The organism is Nocardia sp. NPDC004722 (genome assembly GCF_053601505.1).
Genome location: NZ_JBSGBY010000146.1, coordinates 1 through 15,233, shown reverse-complemented (window position 1 = coordinate 15,233; position 15,233 = coordinate 1). Strand labels below are relative to the sequence as shown.

At 68.0% G+C, this 15,233-nt stretch carries 20 protein-coding genes; 8 read left to right on the top strand and 12 right to left on the bottom strand.

Annotated elements, in window-relative coordinates; translation table 11 throughout:
* The first annotated feature begins 75 nt into the window (after window positions 1-75).
* The 3 genes from ACWELQ_RS16810 (at window position 76) to ACWELQ_RS16800 (ending at window position 2,781) form a co-directional block, all read left to right on the top strand.
* A complete protein-coding gene (locus ACWELQ_RS16810) occupies window positions 76-279 on the top strand; it encodes a hypothetical protein (RefSeq protein WP_452397954.1) in 204 nt (67 codons plus the stop codon).
* Between the two features lie 319 nt (window positions 280-598).
* Window positions 599-2,065, top strand: a complete 1,467-nt coding sequence (locus ACWELQ_RS16805; RefSeq protein ID WP_452397953.1) for a mannitol dehydrogenase family protein — start codon at window positions 599-601, stop codon at window positions 2,063-2,065.
* Window positions 2,062-2,781, top strand: a complete 720-nt coding sequence (locus tag ACWELQ_RS16800; RefSeq protein WP_452397952.1) for an HAD family hydrolase — start codon at window positions 2,062-2,064, stop codon at window positions 2,779-2,781. Before ACWELQ_RS16805 ends, ACWELQ_RS16800 begins: the two co-directional genes overlap by 4 nt.
* Here ACWELQ_RS16800 and ACWELQ_RS16795 read toward each other — a convergent pair.
* Window positions 2,771-3,253: an NUDIX domain-containing protein gene (locus tag ACWELQ_RS16795; RefSeq protein WP_452397951.1), complete on the bottom strand. Its 483-nt coding sequence runs from the start codon at window positions 3,251-3,253 to the stop codon at window positions 2,771-2,773. The genes ACWELQ_RS16800 and ACWELQ_RS16795 overlap by 11 nt on opposite strands.
* 49 nt (window positions 3,254-3,302) lie before the next feature.
* Window positions 3,303-4,607 (bottom strand): family 1 glycosylhydrolase, encoded by a 1,305-nt coding sequence (locus ACWELQ_RS16790; RefSeq protein WP_452397950.1) that lies wholly within the window; start codon window positions 4,605-4,607, stop codon window positions 3,303-3,305.
* Window positions 4,608-4,745: 138 nt separating this feature from the next.
* On the opposite strand from ACWELQ_RS16790, the gene ACWELQ_RS16785 reads away from it, so the two are divergent.
* Complete coding sequence (locus tag ACWELQ_RS16785) at window positions 4,746-5,948, top strand: cytochrome P450 (protein WP_452397949.1); 1,203 nt, start codon at window positions 4,746-4,748, stop codon at window positions 5,946-5,948.
* Window positions 5,949-6,020: 72 nt separating this feature from the next.
* A complete protein-coding gene (locus ACWELQ_RS16780; protein WP_452397948.1) occupies window positions 6,021-6,389 on the top strand; it encodes a hypothetical protein in 369 nt (122 codons plus the stop codon).
* A gap of 5 nt (window positions 6,390-6,394) precedes the next feature.
* Here the strand turns inward: ACWELQ_RS16780 and ACWELQ_RS16775 are convergent, their stop codons facing one another.
* The 6 genes from ACWELQ_RS16775 to ACWELQ_RS16750 all read right to left on the bottom strand — a co-directional run bounded on the left by ACWELQ_RS16775 (window position 6,395) and on the right by ACWELQ_RS16750 (window position 10,279).
* On the bottom strand, window positions 6,395-6,589 hold the full coding sequence (locus ACWELQ_RS16775; RefSeq protein WP_452397956.1) for a hypothetical protein: 195 nt from the start codon (window positions 6,587-6,589) through the stop codon (window positions 6,395-6,397).
* 166 nt (window positions 6,590-6,755) lie between these two features.
* Complete coding sequence (locus ACWELQ_RS16770) at window positions 6,756-7,715, bottom strand: hypothetical protein (RefSeq protein WP_452397947.1); 960 nt, start codon at window positions 7,713-7,715, stop codon at window positions 6,756-6,758.
* 76 nt (window positions 7,716-7,791) lie between these two features.
* A complete protein-coding gene (locus ACWELQ_RS16765; protein ID WP_452397946.1) occupies window positions 7,792-8,562 on the bottom strand; it encodes an RNA polymerase sigma factor SigF in 771 nt (256 codons plus the stop codon).
* On the bottom strand, window positions 8,552-8,902 hold the full coding sequence (locus tag ACWELQ_RS16760) for an anti-sigma factor (protein WP_452397945.1): 351 nt from the start codon (window positions 8,900-8,902) through the stop codon (window positions 8,552-8,554). Before ACWELQ_RS16760 ends, ACWELQ_RS16765 begins: the two co-directional genes overlap by 11 nt.
* A 252-nt stretch (window positions 8,903-9,154) precedes the next feature.
* Window positions 9,155-9,766 (bottom strand): PAS and ANTAR domain-containing protein, encoded by a 612-nt coding sequence (locus ACWELQ_RS16755; protein WP_452397955.1) that lies wholly within the window; start codon window positions 9,764-9,766, stop codon window positions 9,155-9,157.
* Between the two features lie 99 nt (window positions 9,767-9,865).
* Window positions 9,866-10,279, bottom strand: coding sequence for an STAS domain-containing protein (locus ACWELQ_RS16750; RefSeq protein ID WP_452397944.1), 414 nt, complete (start codon window positions 10,277-10,279; stop codon window positions 9,866-9,868).
* A gap of 162 nt (window positions 10,280-10,441) precedes the next feature.
* Between ACWELQ_RS16750 and ACWELQ_RS16745 the strand changes: the two genes are divergently transcribed.
* Window positions 10,442-10,597, top strand: coding sequence for a DUF6131 family protein (locus ACWELQ_RS16745; RefSeq protein ID WP_452397943.1), 156 nt, complete (start codon window positions 10,442-10,444; stop codon window positions 10,595-10,597).
* 285 nt (window positions 10,598-10,882) lie between these two features.
* On the opposite strand, the gene ACWELQ_RS16740 is transcribed toward ACWELQ_RS16745, so the two are convergent.
* Together ACWELQ_RS16740 and mbp1 are read right to left on the bottom strand one after the other, a co-directional pair.
* Window positions 10,883-11,452, bottom strand: coding sequence for a hemerythrin domain-containing protein (locus ACWELQ_RS16740; RefSeq protein ID WP_452397942.1), 570 nt, complete (start codon window positions 11,450-11,452; stop codon window positions 10,883-10,885).
* A gap of 13 nt (window positions 11,453-11,465) precedes the next feature.
* Window positions 11,466-11,711, bottom strand: a complete 246-nt coding sequence (gene mbp1 / locus ACWELQ_RS16735) for a microaggregate-binding protein 1 (protein ID WP_452397941.1) — start codon at window positions 11,709-11,711, stop codon at window positions 11,466-11,468.
* A gap of 167 nt (window positions 11,712-11,878) precedes the next feature.
* Between mbp1 and ACWELQ_RS16730 the strand changes: the two genes are divergently transcribed.
* Window positions 11,879-12,511 carry a glyoxalase gene (locus ACWELQ_RS16730; protein ID WP_452397940.1) on the top strand — a complete coding sequence of 211 codons (633 nt, stop codon included), beginning with the start codon at window positions 11,879-11,881 and terminating at the stop codon, window positions 12,509-12,511.
* 17 nt (window positions 12,512-12,528) lie between these two features.
* Here the strand turns inward: ACWELQ_RS16730 and ACWELQ_RS16725 are convergent, their stop codons facing one another.
* Together ACWELQ_RS16725 and ACWELQ_RS16720 are read right to left on the bottom strand one after the other, a co-directional pair.
* On the bottom strand, window positions 12,529-13,017 hold the full coding sequence (locus ACWELQ_RS16725; protein ID WP_452397939.1) for a MarR family winged helix-turn-helix transcriptional regulator: 489 nt from the start codon (window positions 13,015-13,017) through the stop codon (window positions 12,529-12,531).
* A 99-nt stretch (window positions 13,018-13,116) separates the two neighbouring features.
* A complete protein-coding gene (locus tag ACWELQ_RS16720) occupies window positions 13,117-13,866 on the bottom strand; it encodes a helix-turn-helix domain-containing protein (protein ID WP_452397938.1) in 750 nt (249 codons plus the stop codon).
* A 191-nt stretch (window positions 13,867-14,057) separates the two neighbouring features.
* Here ACWELQ_RS16720 and ACWELQ_RS16715 point away from each other — a divergent pair, with 191 nt between their 5' ends.
* A complete protein-coding gene (locus ACWELQ_RS16715) occupies window positions 14,058-15,071 on the top strand; it encodes a hypothetical protein (protein ID WP_452397937.1) in 1,014 nt (337 codons plus the stop codon).
* The last annotated feature ends 162 nt before the right edge of the window (window positions 15,072-15,233 follow it).

Genomic DNA, 15,233 nt, shown 5'->3' with positions numbered 1-15,233 from the left:
TCGCCCGGCACCGGGTCACGCTCACCGACTTCGTGCCGTCCATGCTCGCGGTGTTCGCCGCGCACGCCGAGGCGGGTGAACTCGATTCGCTGCGCCCCGCAGACCCCGGGCCAGTTCCCGGCCTCGCCGACGCCGTATCAGAACCCGATCAGCGGCGTCGCCCCGCCACACGGTTCGGTCGCGCTGACACCGATGTGCCGCGGCGGCGACACCATGACCGGATGGACCCTGACCGGCGCGGCCCCCGGCACCGGAATGCCGGGCGGCGGGTCGGCCTGACGCACCTCGCATTCGATTCGCGGACCCCAGTCGAATTCGATGGAATGAATTCTCCGGGAAAAATGGAATTCAGCTGGTCCTTTACGAAATCCCTACGGCCCCAGGCCAATAATCATGTGATCGAGCAAACAGCGGAAAGGCGTAATCAGCGGTCGCCCTTTCAGAGAACGTGATCTAGATTCGGGTTCTGCGACGGTTTCAGCGTCGATCGGTCGCTTTCACGCCAACCATTCCGAATGCTTGCGAGGGTCTCGGCATGTGCAGCAATCCGAATTCATTGACGGCTCCATCGAATTCACCACGATTAGGCGTCCGGGCCTTGAGCGGGTTACCGCGCGAGGTAACCAGGCCGCCTTTCACACCCGGTCTGCTGGGCACCGGCATCGTCCATCTGGGATGCGGAGCCTTTCATCGCGCGCACCAGGCCCTGATCACCCAGCACGCGATGACCGCCACCGGCGACCGGCAGTGGGGTATCGCCGCGGTCGCCATGTCCAGCCCCGACGTGGTCGGCACGCTACGAGCACAGGACAACCTGTACACCACCCTGCTGCGAGATGAGAGCGCAGTGCGGGCGGAGGTCGTCGGTGCGATCACGGCGGCGGTGCACGCGCCGTCCGACCGGATCGGCGTGGTGCGCCGGGTCGCCGATCCCCGGGTGCGCGTCGTCACGCTCACCGTCACCACCGGCGGGTACTGCCTGTCCCCCACCACCGGTCGGCTCGACTCGGGCAGCGATCCGGTGCGACATGACCTGCGCTGCACCGCGAAACCGTGCACGGCCATCGGCATGCTGGTGGGCGGCCTGGCCGCGGTGCGACGCCGGGGCGGGACGCCGCCGGTGGTGCTCAGCTGCGACAACCTGGCGGCCAATGGACGCCAATTGCGCAGCGCCGTCCTCGATTTCGCGGCGCTGCGGGACGACCGGCTGGCGACGTGGATCGCGCGGCACGTGCAGTTCCCCTCCAGCGTCGTCGACCGCATCGTGGCCTCCGACGAGGGCGAGGACGACGCCGCGGCCCGCACCCGGCTCGGCGGCGTCGACGACCGCGCCCCGGTCTCCGCCGAACCGTTCATGACCTGGACCATCGAGGACTTCGACGGCGAGCGCCCGCGCTGGGATCTGGCCGGCGCCAACTACGTCGCCGACGTGTCCGATCATGAGCTGGCAAAACTGCGGCTGCTCAACGGAACCCACATGCTGCTCGCCTATCTGGGCGCGCTCGCCGGGCACCGGACCATCGCCGAGGCCGGGGCGGATCCGGTATTGCGTGCGCTGGCCCGGCAGTTCATGCTCCGCGAGCAGGGTCCGACCGTGCGACTGTCCGACGCCGAATTGCGCCGCACCGTCGACGATCTACTGCGCCGATTCCGCAATCCCGCGATCCGGCACGAGATGACCCGGGTGGGGCGCAACGGCTCGGACAAGATGTTGCCGAGGGTCGCCGCCGCGATGCGCGAGAATCTCGCCACCGGTCGTCCCACCCCCGGCGCGGCGCTGCTCATCGCGGCCTGGATCCGATGGTTCGACCTGTGCGGAACACCCGATGCCACCATGGAAGTCATCGACGCCCGGGCTCCGGAATTGGCGCGGTTGGCGGCCATTCCCGATCCGCACCGGCGGGCCCGGGCTTTTCTCGCGCGCACCGACATATTCGGTCCGCTGCCGCATCTGGGCCGCATTCAGCAGGAGGTCGGCGACGCCCTGAGCGAGCTGATCGAGGACAATGTCGTCGAAGTCATCGGCCGCCGGCTGCGGCCCGAATCGATTGGGCGGGTGGCATGAGTCTCGAGGAGCGCGAAAAGCCGGTTCGGGCCGTCGTTTTCGACATGGACGGCTTGCTGCTCGATTCCGAGCGGCTGGCGGTGGAATCCCTGACCTTGTCCGGGCGCGCACTCGGCTACGAGTTGCCGGAGCGGTTCTGTCACAGCCTCATCGGCATGCCCGCCGACACCTGCCGTGCCCTGGCGGTGGCCGCGTTCGGGCCGGACTTCCCGCTCGACACGTTCTTCCGCAGGCACGAGACCGTCATCGCCGACCTGGTCGACGCCGGTCGACTCACCGTCAAACCCGGCGTCGCCGACCTCCTGGACGAACTGGATCGCCGGGGCATCCCGCGCGCGATAGCCACCTCCTCGGGCCGCGACCGCACCCGCCACCACCTGCGTGCCGTCGCACTGGCCGACCGCTTCGACGCGATCGTCACCCGTCAGGACGTCCACCACGGCAAACCGCACCCCGAGCCCTACCTGACGGCGACCGCCGCCCTCCGCGCCGATCCCGAATTCACCCTCGCCTGTGAGGATTCCCCCAACGGCCTGCGCGCCGCCCACGCTGCCGGGCTGCGCTGCCTGCTGATCCCCGACCTCATCGCACCCACCCCCGAGACCACCGGTCTCGCCCATCGCGTCTACCCGAGCCTCCATCACGCCATCGACTACATCGCCGCGGCCAACACCCCGAGCGGCGAGGTCCGCGCGACATCTTCGGTCACGCCATAGGCAGGCCGTTCTCCAGATAGGCCGGAGCGCCGTCGAATCGGGCGCGCACCGCCGCGGTCACCCGGCGGGCCATCACCTCCGGAAGCCGTTGCGCTATCTGCGACTCGTCGCACCAGGCCCAGCTTCGAAGTTCCTCGCGCGGCAGGACGATCGCCTCGGTCCGGCCGGAATCGAGGACGCCGCCGTCGAAGATCAGCATCAGACCGTCGTCGGGATAGAGCCCGGGCGCGACCCAGTCGACCACCAGCAGGCGACCGAGCGGGATGGTGAGGCCCAGCTCCTCGCCGACTTCCCGCAGTACCGCCGCGCCGGGCGACTCACCCGCCTCCACGACGCCGCCGGGGACCTCCCAGTAATCCTTGTAGGTCGGCTCGACCAGCAGTACCCGGGACCGGTCGTCGAGGAACAACGCGCCCGCGCCCATGCGCTTGCGGGGCAATGAGGCTATGTATTCGGATAATTCGGATTCCATGGGAACAACACTCCTGCCGACTCCTCCTCCTGGCCGCGTTATTCGGACCTCAACGCCCGGGCACCGCAACCGGATTCAGGCAGCTGGAAGGGAGATCCTGGATCGAGCAGAGCGCCGGGGCCCGGGTGGGGAGGTAGCCGCCGGGCACGCCGCCGGTGGCGATGATGTCGTGGTAGGCGGGAACGGCGGCGGTGGGGCGACGGGACAGGGACGGGTCGGAGGTCACGTTGACGGTGTAGAGGCCGAAACGCGGTGAGTAACTGCCCCATTCGTAGTTGTCGGTGATGCTCCAGTAGTTGAAGCCGATCACGTTCATACCGTCGGCTTTGGCACGCTGGACCCAGTAGACGGTGTCACGGAGATTGTCTTCCCGGGTCATACCGTCGGTGGTGGCCGAGCCGTTGTCGGAGGGCATGCCGTTCTCGACCACGTAGAGGGGGCGGCCGGGGAACTTCTGCGCGTATCGGCGCAGGGCGTAGTAGATGCCGTCGGGTTCCAGGATGAGGCTGGAGGGCTGGTTGGTCAGCTGCGCGACCACATTCGGGGGATTGCTCAGTGATCCGCCGTAGTAATAGTCGATGCCGACGTAGTCGAGCTTGTCGGCGATGCGGTCGATGAAGGACGCGTCGGCCTGCGCTTCACCCATGGCCGCGTAGGCGACATTGCTGGTGACCATCGCGCCGGGCTGGACAGCGTGGATGTGGTCGTAGATCGCGCGGTGCGCCGCGACCATACGATCGATCATGGGTGCGACATCCAGCGCGCCGAGGTCACCGATCGTCTGCTCTTTGCTCGAATAGTTGAGCGGCTCGTTGAAGGTGACCCACAGCGGGTCGAGGTGCGCGTAGCGGTCCACCACCGCGCGGGCGTTGGTCAGCCAGTCGTCGACCATGCCGGGATTGCGCCAGCCGCCGCGGTCGACCTCCCAGCCGGGAAAGACCCAGTGGTCCAGGGTGATCATCGGCTGGATGCCGGCGGCGCGGATCCGCGCGAGCATCCCGTCATAGAAGGAGAAGTCCCATTCGCCCGGATTCGGTTGTACCCGTGCCCATTCCACACTCACCCGGTAGACACCGACGCCGAGATCGGCGGCATTGCGGATGTCCTCGTCGTAGCGATGCAGGAAATCGACCGAGTTGCGGTAGTCCTCGGCGCGGCCGGATCCGGCGTAGCGGCTCCAATTGCTGTCCGGCGCAAAGCCTTCGCTCTGGAAGCCGGAACTGGACACGCCCCAGAGGAAATTGCCGCCCACCGAGGGTAGCCCGGCATCAGCTGTGGCGCTGCCGGGAGTGGCGACCACACCCCAGGCCGCCAGAACGATGCATGCAAGCGCGAACAGTGCACGATGTCCCATCTCATCGAGATTAGCGCGCGCAGAGCGGGTTCCGCGGCGATACGACGCAGAGACGCAAATCCCATTGCGCGGTAACGTGTTCCAGAAATCAGGCTGCACCCCTCGGGATCAGGGCAGTCTCGGAGGAGGAAGATCCGCGTGACCACGCACACCGAAGTCCGCCAGTATCCGTTCGGCGAACCGGTCCGATTGGACCCGCATCCGATGGCCGCGAAATTGCTACGCGAGGAACCGATCTCCCGTATCCTGCTGCCCTTCGGCGGCGAGGCGTGGCTGGTAACCCGCTACGCCGATGTGCGCTCGGTGCTCAGTGACGCGCGTTTCAGCCGCGCCGCCACCGTCGGCCGCACGGATGTGCCGCGGGTGCGCGAAACCCCGGCCCTGCCCAACATTCCGACCAGCATGGACCCGCCGGAACTGACCCGGCTGCGCAAGCTCACCATGACCGCCTTCACCGCGCGGCGGGTGCAGGAGCTGCGGCCGCGCGCCGAGCGGATCGTCGAGGACATGCTCACCGCGATGACGGCGGCGGGCTCCCCCGCCGACCTGGTCGAGGCGCTCGCGCTGCCCGTGCCGGTCACCATCATCTGCGAAATGCTGGGCGTCCCAGCCGAACACCAGCACCGGTTCCGAGACTTCTCCGACGCGATCATGTCCACCACGGCCGTCAGCGACGAGGAACGGGTGGCCGCCTACCTCGCGGTCGCGGAGTATCTGACCGAGCAGATCGCCGAGCGCCGCGCCCACCCGAGCGACGATCTGCTGGGCGCGCTGGTGGCGGCGCGGGACAACAAGGATCGGCTCAGCGAGGACGAGCTGATCACCCTCGGCATCACGCTGCTGGTCGCCGGGCACGAGACCACGGCCAATCAGATCGCCAACTTCGTGTATGTGCTGCTCACCACCGACGGTGCGTGGACCCGGCTGCACGACGATCCGGACCTCGTCCCGGACGCCATCGAGGAACTGCTGCGCCACACCCAGCTCAGCAACGGCGGCGCGTTCGCCCGCATCGCCACCGAGGACGTCGAACTCTCCGGCGTCCGCATCCGCGCCGGTGAGACGGTCTTCGTCGACTTGCAGACGGCCAATCGGGACGAGTCCGTCTTCCCGGACCCGGAGACCCTCGACCTGGCGCGACACCACAACTCGCACTTGACCTTCGGCCACGGCTTCCATCACTGCGTGGGTGCGCAACTGGCCCGGCTGGAACTGCAGGTCACGCTCACCGCCCTGCTGCGGCGATTCCCGGACCTGCGCCTGGCCGTCCCCGCCGAGGATGTCGAGTGGAAGACCGGCATGCTGTTGCGCGGCCCGAGGGCTCTGCCGGTGGCCTGGTAGCGCAGATCACGCGGCCGGGCACGTAATTACCGACATCGTTACAGGGGGCGGCGGCGTCGATAGCCTGGGGACATGGACGCGACTCGCTGGCGCGGGTTCTCGCTGGCAGAACTCGACGAGATTCTGCACCGCAATCAACCGTTCGAGGTGATCGAGGAGGTGGCGTGCCCGCATTGCGGGCAGGCCAGCCTCCGCACCTACCTCCACGGTGCCGACCGCGGCGATACCCCGATGACCCTCACTCATTTCTGGTGCCCGGACTGCCGCCACTACAGCGGCTGGCCCGCGCCGCGGCAACGGGGATTCTGGTTCAGCGATCCGCTCGCCGAAACCTCGTGGAATCGCTTCCTGTCCCTGTCGCGCAGTGAGGACGCCTTCTTCGCGACCCTCGACGAGCTGTGGGCGAATACCGAACTGCCACAGCAGGTCCGATACCGCTGAGCCGATTATTGGCTGGGCTGCGGGATTTTCACGTCGCAGTTGTGGATTTTCGGATTCACTCCGGCGTAGTTGAGGGGTCCCGTCAGAATGGTGACCGCGATGGTTCCGGTGCTCGCGCAATTGTTCGGCTGGTTGTCGAAGTAATGCCGCTGCCCGGCGGCGACGGCACCGATGATCAGCCAGATGATCACGAGAAGCATGAATCCGCCGCCGTATTGCACGGTACTGCCGCGATATACCCGCCGGTCGTCGTAGATGCCCATTGTCCTGCCTCCAAAGGATCGGAAGTCATTGCGAGGTCCGCATATCCGGCCCATTGGTCGCGATACCCGGGACCCGCGCTCATAAACAGGACGACAGCACGGTTTACGACGCTTTCGGATCGAGCACCGGGCGCAGCGGGTCGACGGCGTCGGTGAGGGCGGTCCCGCCGGTGCTCCAGGAGGTGTCGGCGGGCTGGGTGGTGAGGACGACGACGGCATAGCGCAGCGGCTGACCCGAGCCGATCCCGACCAGGCCGGTGGTGTCGAGGGTGGTGGAGGAGTCCAGGGTCATCCAGCCCTGCTTGATCGCCCAGGTGTCGCCGGTGAGCGCGTCGGGGATGCCGAAGAACTGGTCGGTGCCGTCGGCGGCGGTCCGGTCGGCGGCGCCGAGGGCGGTCATCAGGAGGCCGCGCGCGGGCTGCGGGACGACGGTGGTGATGTAGTGGTAGACGGCCACGACATCCTGTGGGGTGGTGAGGGTTTCGCCCCATTGATCGGGATCGGCGGGCGGCTCGGTGTTCTTCAGCCCGATCAGGTCGACCATGCGGGTCACGATGTCGTTGCCGCCGTTGGCATCCCAGAAGGCGTCCGCGATGTCGTCGTCGCTGGCCGAGAGCATCTGCGAGATCTGGTCGGCGACCTCCGGATCCGGTTGCCAGCCTTGGCCGTTGAACTCGTCGAGGGCGATCAGCAGTTTCACCACCGACGCCGTGTAGAACTGCTGCCCGGTGTTGAGCCCGACCAGGGTCGCGCCGGTGGCGGTGTCGGTGACGTCGATGCCGACCTGGCTGCCCGGCGACACGGATTGGACGGCCGCCTGCATGGTCTGCGCCAGCTGGGCCGCCGCGGCCGCGCTCAGGCCCGTGGACGGCTGCGCATTCGCCGGTTTCGTGGTCACCGCGGGCGCGGGGGCCGTGACGGGCGCGGCCTCGGGCCTGTGCGCGTGGGCGATGGCCGCCGGCGCGCCCAGCACCGCCGCCCCGGTGACCACGGCCGCACCCACTCCCACCAGCAGTCGACGCAGCATCGTGGCCCCCGCGGCACGCTCTCGTATCGGACTCATATCCAATAGATCGGCCCGATGCTGCCTGTATGCCGCGAGGCGACTGTGAAATAGCTGTGAGCTGTGACTCCGGGGTTCAGTCCCGGAGCGCGGCCGTGCGCAGCCCGGTCAGGGTCCGGTTGAGAATCCGCGAGACATGCATCTGCGAGACGCCCAGCCGGTCGGCGATCTGGGCCTGGGTGCGGTTCTCGAAGAACCGCAGGACCAGCACCTGCCGCTCCCGCTCGGGCAGTTTCTCGATGTGCGGGCGCACCGCCAGATACTGCTCGACGAGCTCGTAGTTGGGTTCCTCCGCCCCGAGTGCGTCCATCAGCGGCAGTGGGGCGTTCTCGCCGCCGGCGGGCATCGACGCCTCGAGCGAGGAGCTCTGGTAGGCGTTGGCGGCCAACATGGCCTGGGTGATCTCGGCACGGTCGACGCCGAGCTCGGCGGCGATCTCGCCGGCGTTCGGCATCCGGCCCAGCCGCTGCGCCAGCGTCTCGATGGTGGCCGCGAGCCGCAGCTGAATCTCCTTGATGCGGCGCGGAACTCGCACCGCCCAGGTGTTGTCGCGGAAGTAACGCCGGACCTCGCCCATGATGGTGGGCACCGCGAAGGACAGGAATCGGGACCCGCGGCTCACGTCGAAACGGTCGATCGCGACGACCAGTCCGAGCCCGGCGACCTGCAGGAGGTCTTCGTAGGGTTCGCCGCGTCCGGCGAACTTGCGTGCGATGTGCTCGGCCAGGGGCAGACACCGGTCGATTGCCTCGGCACGCAGGTCATCCCGCCTCGGGTCGCCTCGTTCTATCGCTGTCGCAAGCTCTTTCAGCAACGGCTCGATGTCGTCGTAACTGTCACCCGTCATCGTCCTCACTCCGTAGTCGGCTCAGGTGCACCTCTACCGGGTACCCACCCGGGACGGCATCGAAAGCCCCTGCGGCAATTTCGAACGAATCTGTCAAGGCCTCCAGGAAATCCCTGCCAAAACTGTTATCTTCCAATACCCCGTCGGTCTCCAGCACCGACCCGACCCGGACCGCGATCCGGCGCTCGTCGTAGTGGAAGACGCAGATCACGCCGGCGCCGGGCACCGCCGCGAGGAATACCGCGGTGAGCACCTCGTCGAGGGCCACCCGCAGGTCGATCACCGCGTCGATGGTGAAATCCGCGGTCAGCATGATGGTTTCGGTCAGCGCGCGCAGCATCGACAGCTGCTCCAGGCGTGCCGGGACGCGCAATTCGAGCTCCCCGGACCGCGCCCGCGGCTCCGGATCGGAGCCGTCGATGTACCCGCCCACTCTTCTATCGTGCAACACCCCGGCACGAGGACGCCCGTTTCCGCTGTGTCGGTTGCTCCTCGGCGGTTTCGTCATCGGCCACACCACCGTTCGAATCCTTAGCCGCGATCATGTCCCATCGGTCGCGTACCCCACCGGATGCGGCAGTAACCTACGGCCTCAATCCTCTTGCACGCGTTCGTGGACCGTCAGCAGCAGGTGGTCGAAGCGCGGCCGCACCGCCGCCGCGACATCGGCGAGACCGCGCAGCTCCTGCACCAATTGCGCCGCCAGCAGCCGCAACTTCGTGTTCGTCTCCTGTGAGCGCCAGGTCAGCAGCCGGAACGCCTGCTCGGCGTCGATGCCGTAGATGACGATCAACGCGCCCTTGGCCTGTTCGATGGCCGCCCGCGCGGCGTACAGCTCGGGCAGCGTCTCGTCGAGGGCCTCCTGCCGCTGCTGTTCCAGGGCGCTGGTGACGTCGATGTAGTAGCCGGAGGTCCCGATGACCAGGTGGTCGTCGTCGTGCATGGTGTCACCGACCACGATGACATCGTGGATCGCGCCGGCGGTGTCCACGATCCGGTGCCGGCTCGAGAACGGTTCGCCGTTCCGCACCGACCGCGCGAGGATGGTGGCGACCTGTTCGCGATCGTCGGGATGCTTGTGCGCCAGCAGCAGTTCGGTGGTGGGGCGCACGGCGCCGGGGCGGTGCCCATGCATCTGGGCCACCTCGTCCGACCATTCCCAGCTCTGATCGGCGAACCAGAAGCGAAAACTGCCCACCCGCATCGGATTTCCCGCACCGAGCACCTGTTCGAAGGCCCGAGAGTCGTCGGAGAAGGCGTCCGCACCCGTTGTCACGAACAGAGTATCCACCGCTGGGACGCCTCACGACCAGCGCGCCGCCACGGTCTGCCGGGTGCCCGCGTCCACGCCGGTGACCTCCAGCGTGCGGGCCACTCGGCGATCCTGGGTCAGCACGTGCGTCGAGATCCCTTCGACGGTGGCCGTATCGATCGCCTCCGCCAGCACGACCGCGTTGCGCAGGCTCAGAAACCGGGTCCGGCGCAGATCGACGACCACCGCCGGCACCGTGCCGGAGAAGGCGAAAGCCAGTGCCCGGCGGAAGGTTTCGAGCCCGGTCACGTCCAGCTCGCCGGCCACCCGCACGACCACGCAATCCAGCGTTCCGATGTCTTGGGTAGCGCTCAGGTCTCGCACCGGATCCGGTGCGGCAGCGGGGACTTCGACGGCAGGGACTTCATCGACGAGACGGCTGGGAGAAATGGAAATGGTTGGCACAACTGACCTCCCGAATTCAGGGCGGCTGCGTTCTCAACCTGTTGTCCAGTCTGGCACGGCCGGGTGACAACGGCCACCCCTCGCGGGCCCACCCGCCTGTTTCAGGACGGCTCCGCCGGGAACTGCCGCAATATCACTACCGCCCATCACGGAGGAGTTCTCATGATCATCCTGGGCCTGATCCTGCTCTTGTGCGGGATCATCTTCGGCATTCCGATCCTGACCACCATCGGCGTCATCCTGCTGATCGTCGGGGCGGTGCTCTGGCTGCTCGGCGCGGCCGGACGCCCGATCGGTGGCCGTTCGCACTATTACTGATCCGGTTGTCCCGGAAGGGAGTTCGGAGGCCGAAAGCCGGGCCGGGTGGAAAGTCCACCCGGCCCGGCGCTTCGTCGACTGTTGTTCGCCGCGAACGAAATCAACCGTCCGCGGATGTATCCGGCTCCGCGGGTTTCCAGTCCGGTACCTCGCCCGGCCCGAACATGACGGTCTCCCACCATTCCCGCAGGGGACTCGGTTCCGGCCATACCGCCGCCGCCCGGGCATCGACCTGTCGATGCCGGTGACGCCGGTGGGTGCCGCGACCTCTGACCGTTTCCTTCATCAGGCGTCACCGCTTTGCCGACGCCACTCCCGAACGGCGTCCCGAATATGGTCGAAGATCGCCAGCGGCGGACCGGACAGCAGGTTGGCCGTCGCGGATTCGCCGATACCGGGATGCGGGCGAAGGGGGGCGAGGGCCTCGGCGAAGCGGACCACGCCGGCGAGGCGGATCCGTTCCGGGGCGGACGCGTGCGTGAGCAGCCGCCCGAATTCCTCCTTCTCCTCCATTTCCGCGTGCTCGACCACCCGCTCGGCGAAGGCGCGGAAGGTGGTGTCGAATTCGGCGTGGTGCACGCCGAATTCGGCGAGCTGGGCCAGCACGTGCTTGGCCTCGTTCTCCTCCCGCAGCCGCTCGTCGACGATCTCCGGCGCCACGCCGAAGTGGCGTGCCGCCGGATGCACGACCTCCTCCTCCGCGCTCTCGTGCACGGCGAGCAGTCGCACCAGGTCTTCGAAACAGCGTTGTTTGCCGGAGCCGTCGGCGGTGCGCACCGCCTCCAGCGCGTTCTTGATCTGGCCGTGCTGCGCGAGCAGCAGGTCGATCACATCGGTGCCGGTGTGGGCATCCATCGGCAAACGCCCCTCATCGATTCTGCTGAGCGCGCTGGCGTTGCCGCTCGGCCTCGGCCACGGCCCGGTCCTTGGCGGCCTGCGCCTCCTTCTTCGCGGCATCCCGCTGCGCCTCGGCCTTGTCCTGCTGGGCGCGGCCCTCCTCGCGCAGGTTGTCATTGCCGAGGATCGCGCCCGCGGCCTCCTTGGCCTTGCCCTTGACGCCTTCGACCAGACCTTCGGCGCCTTCGCGGGGACCACTCTTCTCGTGCTCGGACATGGGATATACCTCCCGTATTCGATGTGCAGGGACATCCCGGCACTACCCGTGGGTCCGGGCCCGAAACAGGCTGTGGCGGCAATGTTCCGGTCCGTGGGCGATCTCCGTGGTGGGATCCGTGGTCGGCACGGATGTTGGATCGCCGCAGCGTATCTAGCGTTATGGGCATGGAAATCAGCACTGACATCACCACCGCCCTCACCGTCCACCTCGAGGTCGCCGATCCGGACGCGGCCGCGGCCACCTACGCCGCGGCCTTCGGATTGGGCGACCGGCTGCGCTTCCGGGCCGGGCAGGAGCCGAGCACCGGATTCCGCGGCTTCCTGCTCGCCCTGGTGGTTTCGCAGCCCAGCACCGTCGACAGTCTCATCGGCACCGCGGTCGAGGCCGGGTTCACGATTCTCAAGGCCGCCAAGAAGACCCTGTGGGGCTACGGCGGCATCATCCAGGCCCCGGAGGGCACGATCTGGAAGATCAGCACCTCGCAGAAGAAGGACACCGGTCCGTTCACCCGGGACGTCGACGACGTGGTGCTGCTGCTCGGGGTAGCGGATGTGAAGGCCGCCAAGCAGTTCTACGTCGAGCGCGGGCTGACCGTGGCCAAGAGCTTCGGCGGCAAGTACGCCGAATTCGCCACCCCCGGCTCCCCCATCACCCTGGCCATGTACCCCCGTAAGGCGGCCGCCAAGGAGGCCGGTGTCTCCCCCGAAGGCTCGGGCTCACATCGCGTGATCGTCGGCGGCACCGTCGGCACCTTCACCGACCCGGACGGATTCATCTGGGAGACAACGGGTCTGTGAGAATCACACCGGCGTTCCTAGGCGCCGGAGTCGCGAACCCACTTGGGCAGCGCCGCGATTCGATCGCGGTGGCGCAGTTGGAGTTCGCGGCTCCGGGCGAGGAAGTCGGTGATGGTCGCCAGTTCGGCCGCCGAGTACGCCGCCATCTCGGCGGTGCCCTCCTCGGCGATCGGCCCGTAGATCTCCCACGTCTTGGTCAGGGCGGCGGGGGTGATCCGGACCAGCACCTTGCGGCGGTCGCCGGGTTCCGGCGCGCGGGTGACGTGGCCGAGTTTGGTCAGCCGGTCGAGCATGGTGGTGACGCTGCCGCTGGTCAAACCCAGTTCGGCCGCGAGCGCACCGGGTGTGGACTCGCCACCGGCCAGCACTTCCAGGCAGCGCAGATCGGTGCGGTTGACGCCGAGCACGGTCGCGGCGGCCTGGTCCACATCGTCGACCGCGGCTTGTAGCCCCTGAGACTCCCGGCCGACGCGCGCCCGCAATTCGGCCACATCTTCTCTCGCCATTCGAACCTCTTGGTCGCCGAACTACCCATGTCTTGATAATCAAGATACAGCACAGCCAAGAGAGATTTCGGGGGGCCAGCCGGTGGCCTCCTCCCCGGATCAGGGTGTGTCCATGGCCGTCCGGTGAGACGGCTGACCAGCCGGTCCGGCAGGGGTGCGGACTATCGTGCGCCAGTGGTGTTCCGCCGCGCGCAGCACATCATCGCCCAGGGCCTCGAGGAAGCGGCCGGACATCTCGAGGCGCTCGGCGGCGACGGAGCCGGGGCCGAGCAGGGTCGCCCCGCGGCGGACGGTCGCGGCCAGCCGCCGGTTCGCGGTGAAACCGATGAGCGCCGAACGATATCCGGCCTCCTCGTCGAGGGCGTACCGGTGACGCCGCGACCCGGCGTCGCGGGTGCGCACCACCAGACCCTGCTGCATCAGCGCGTGCACGGCGTGGGAGATGGTGGCGGGACTGACGCGCAGGCGGGCCGCGAGTTCCGGGGCGGTGGCACTGGCCGATTCGACGGTGAACAGATAGGCGAGCACGCCGGCGGCGGTGCGGGGCATGCCGTTGTCGATGAGCACGGTCGTGAGCTCGGCGACGAATTCCGTGGGAACACCGGGATTCTCGCGCGTTTCGTTCGCGTGGGTGCCGGGTGGACGGGGTGTGCGGCGCGCCCGGTGCGCGGTGGCCAACTGGGCGAGGTCCGCGCGATAGCGGCCCGGGCCGCCGTTGCGGGCGACCTCCCGGGTGATCGTCGAGGTGGGACGGCCCAGCCTCCGGGCGATCTCGGCATGGTCGAGTCCACGCGCCAGCCCCGCGCCGATCGACTCCCGATCGGCTCTGCTCAATCTGCTGCCCGGCATCGATCCCTCCGCATGGTCCTTGTGCGCCAGTATGCGGACGGGGTGAAGCCCGATGCAACGCAGCGCCTCTCACGAGCATTGACCGGCAAGGTCATTGCAATCGTCGTTTCCCACCCTGAACAGCGTGGATACCGTAGCTACCGACCGTGATTCCGTTGACCGGCCATCAGTGTGAACCTAACGTCGGGCCCATGCGAGCCAGAGGAATCGTCTATGACACCGGATTCACCCCGGGCGGGCGCAGCACGCGTCCCGACTTCGATCCGGAGGCCGTGCGACGCGAAATACGCATCATCGCCGAGGATCTGCACTGCGACGCCGTCCGGATCACCGGCGGCGACCCCGAACGCCTGACCATCGCGGCCCGCCACGCCGTCGACGCCGGGCTCGAGGTGTGGTTCTCCCCCTTCCCCAGCGAACTGTCCCCGGACGAACTGCTCCCCTACTTCGACGAGTGCGCGCATCGGGCCGCCGAGGTCGGGGCGCAGGTCTTCGTCACCGGTTGTGAACTCAGCCTTTTCGGGCCCGGCTTCCTGTCCGGTGCGGACAGCTTCGCCCGGATCGCCACGCTCAGTACCGGTTTCGCCACCGCCACGGCCGAACTCGAGACTGCCACCGCGGCGCTGAACGAGCTGCTGGCCCGGATCGTGGGGCGCGTGCGGGAACGGTTCGGCGGCAAGGTCACCTACGCGTCGGGTGTGTGGGAGTCGATCGACTGGACGCCGTTCGACATCATCGGCGTCGACGCGTACGGCGATCCCGCGGACCCCGCCTACCGGGCCGGGGTGCGCGAACTGCTGCGGCTGGGCAAGCCGCTCGCGGCGACCGAGGTCGGCTGCTGCACCTATCGGGGCGCGGCCGCGCGCGGCGGAATCGGCTGGGACATCCTCGATTACGAGTCGGAGCCGCCCCACATCAAAGGCGACTACCTCCGCGACGAGGACGAGCCGGTGCGCTACATGCGCGAGCTGTTCGAGCTGTTCGAGCAGGAGTCGGTGGACACCGGGTTCTGGTTCACCTTCGCCGGATACACGCTGCCGCACCGGTCCGATCCGCGCGAGGACCTCGACCTCGCCTCCTACGGGGTCTGCGCGCTACTGCCCGACGGCTCCCTGACACCGAAGCGCGCGTTCCACGCGCTGGCCGACATCTGCCGGGGCGCGAAGTCCGAGGCCGCGAAGTCCGAGGTCGCCGGTTATCGATGACCACCCGCGTACGATGCCCGGCCGGGTACTGCCTTGGGACGCAGGCGATTTCAGCCCGCCAGGGTCTCCGGCGGCGCGGCCAGCGCGGGGTAGCGGCGGTGCAGGCGGTCGAGCTGGTGCTGTACCGCGCGCAGGTCGGCGCGCTTGCGGGCCTGGGCGTCG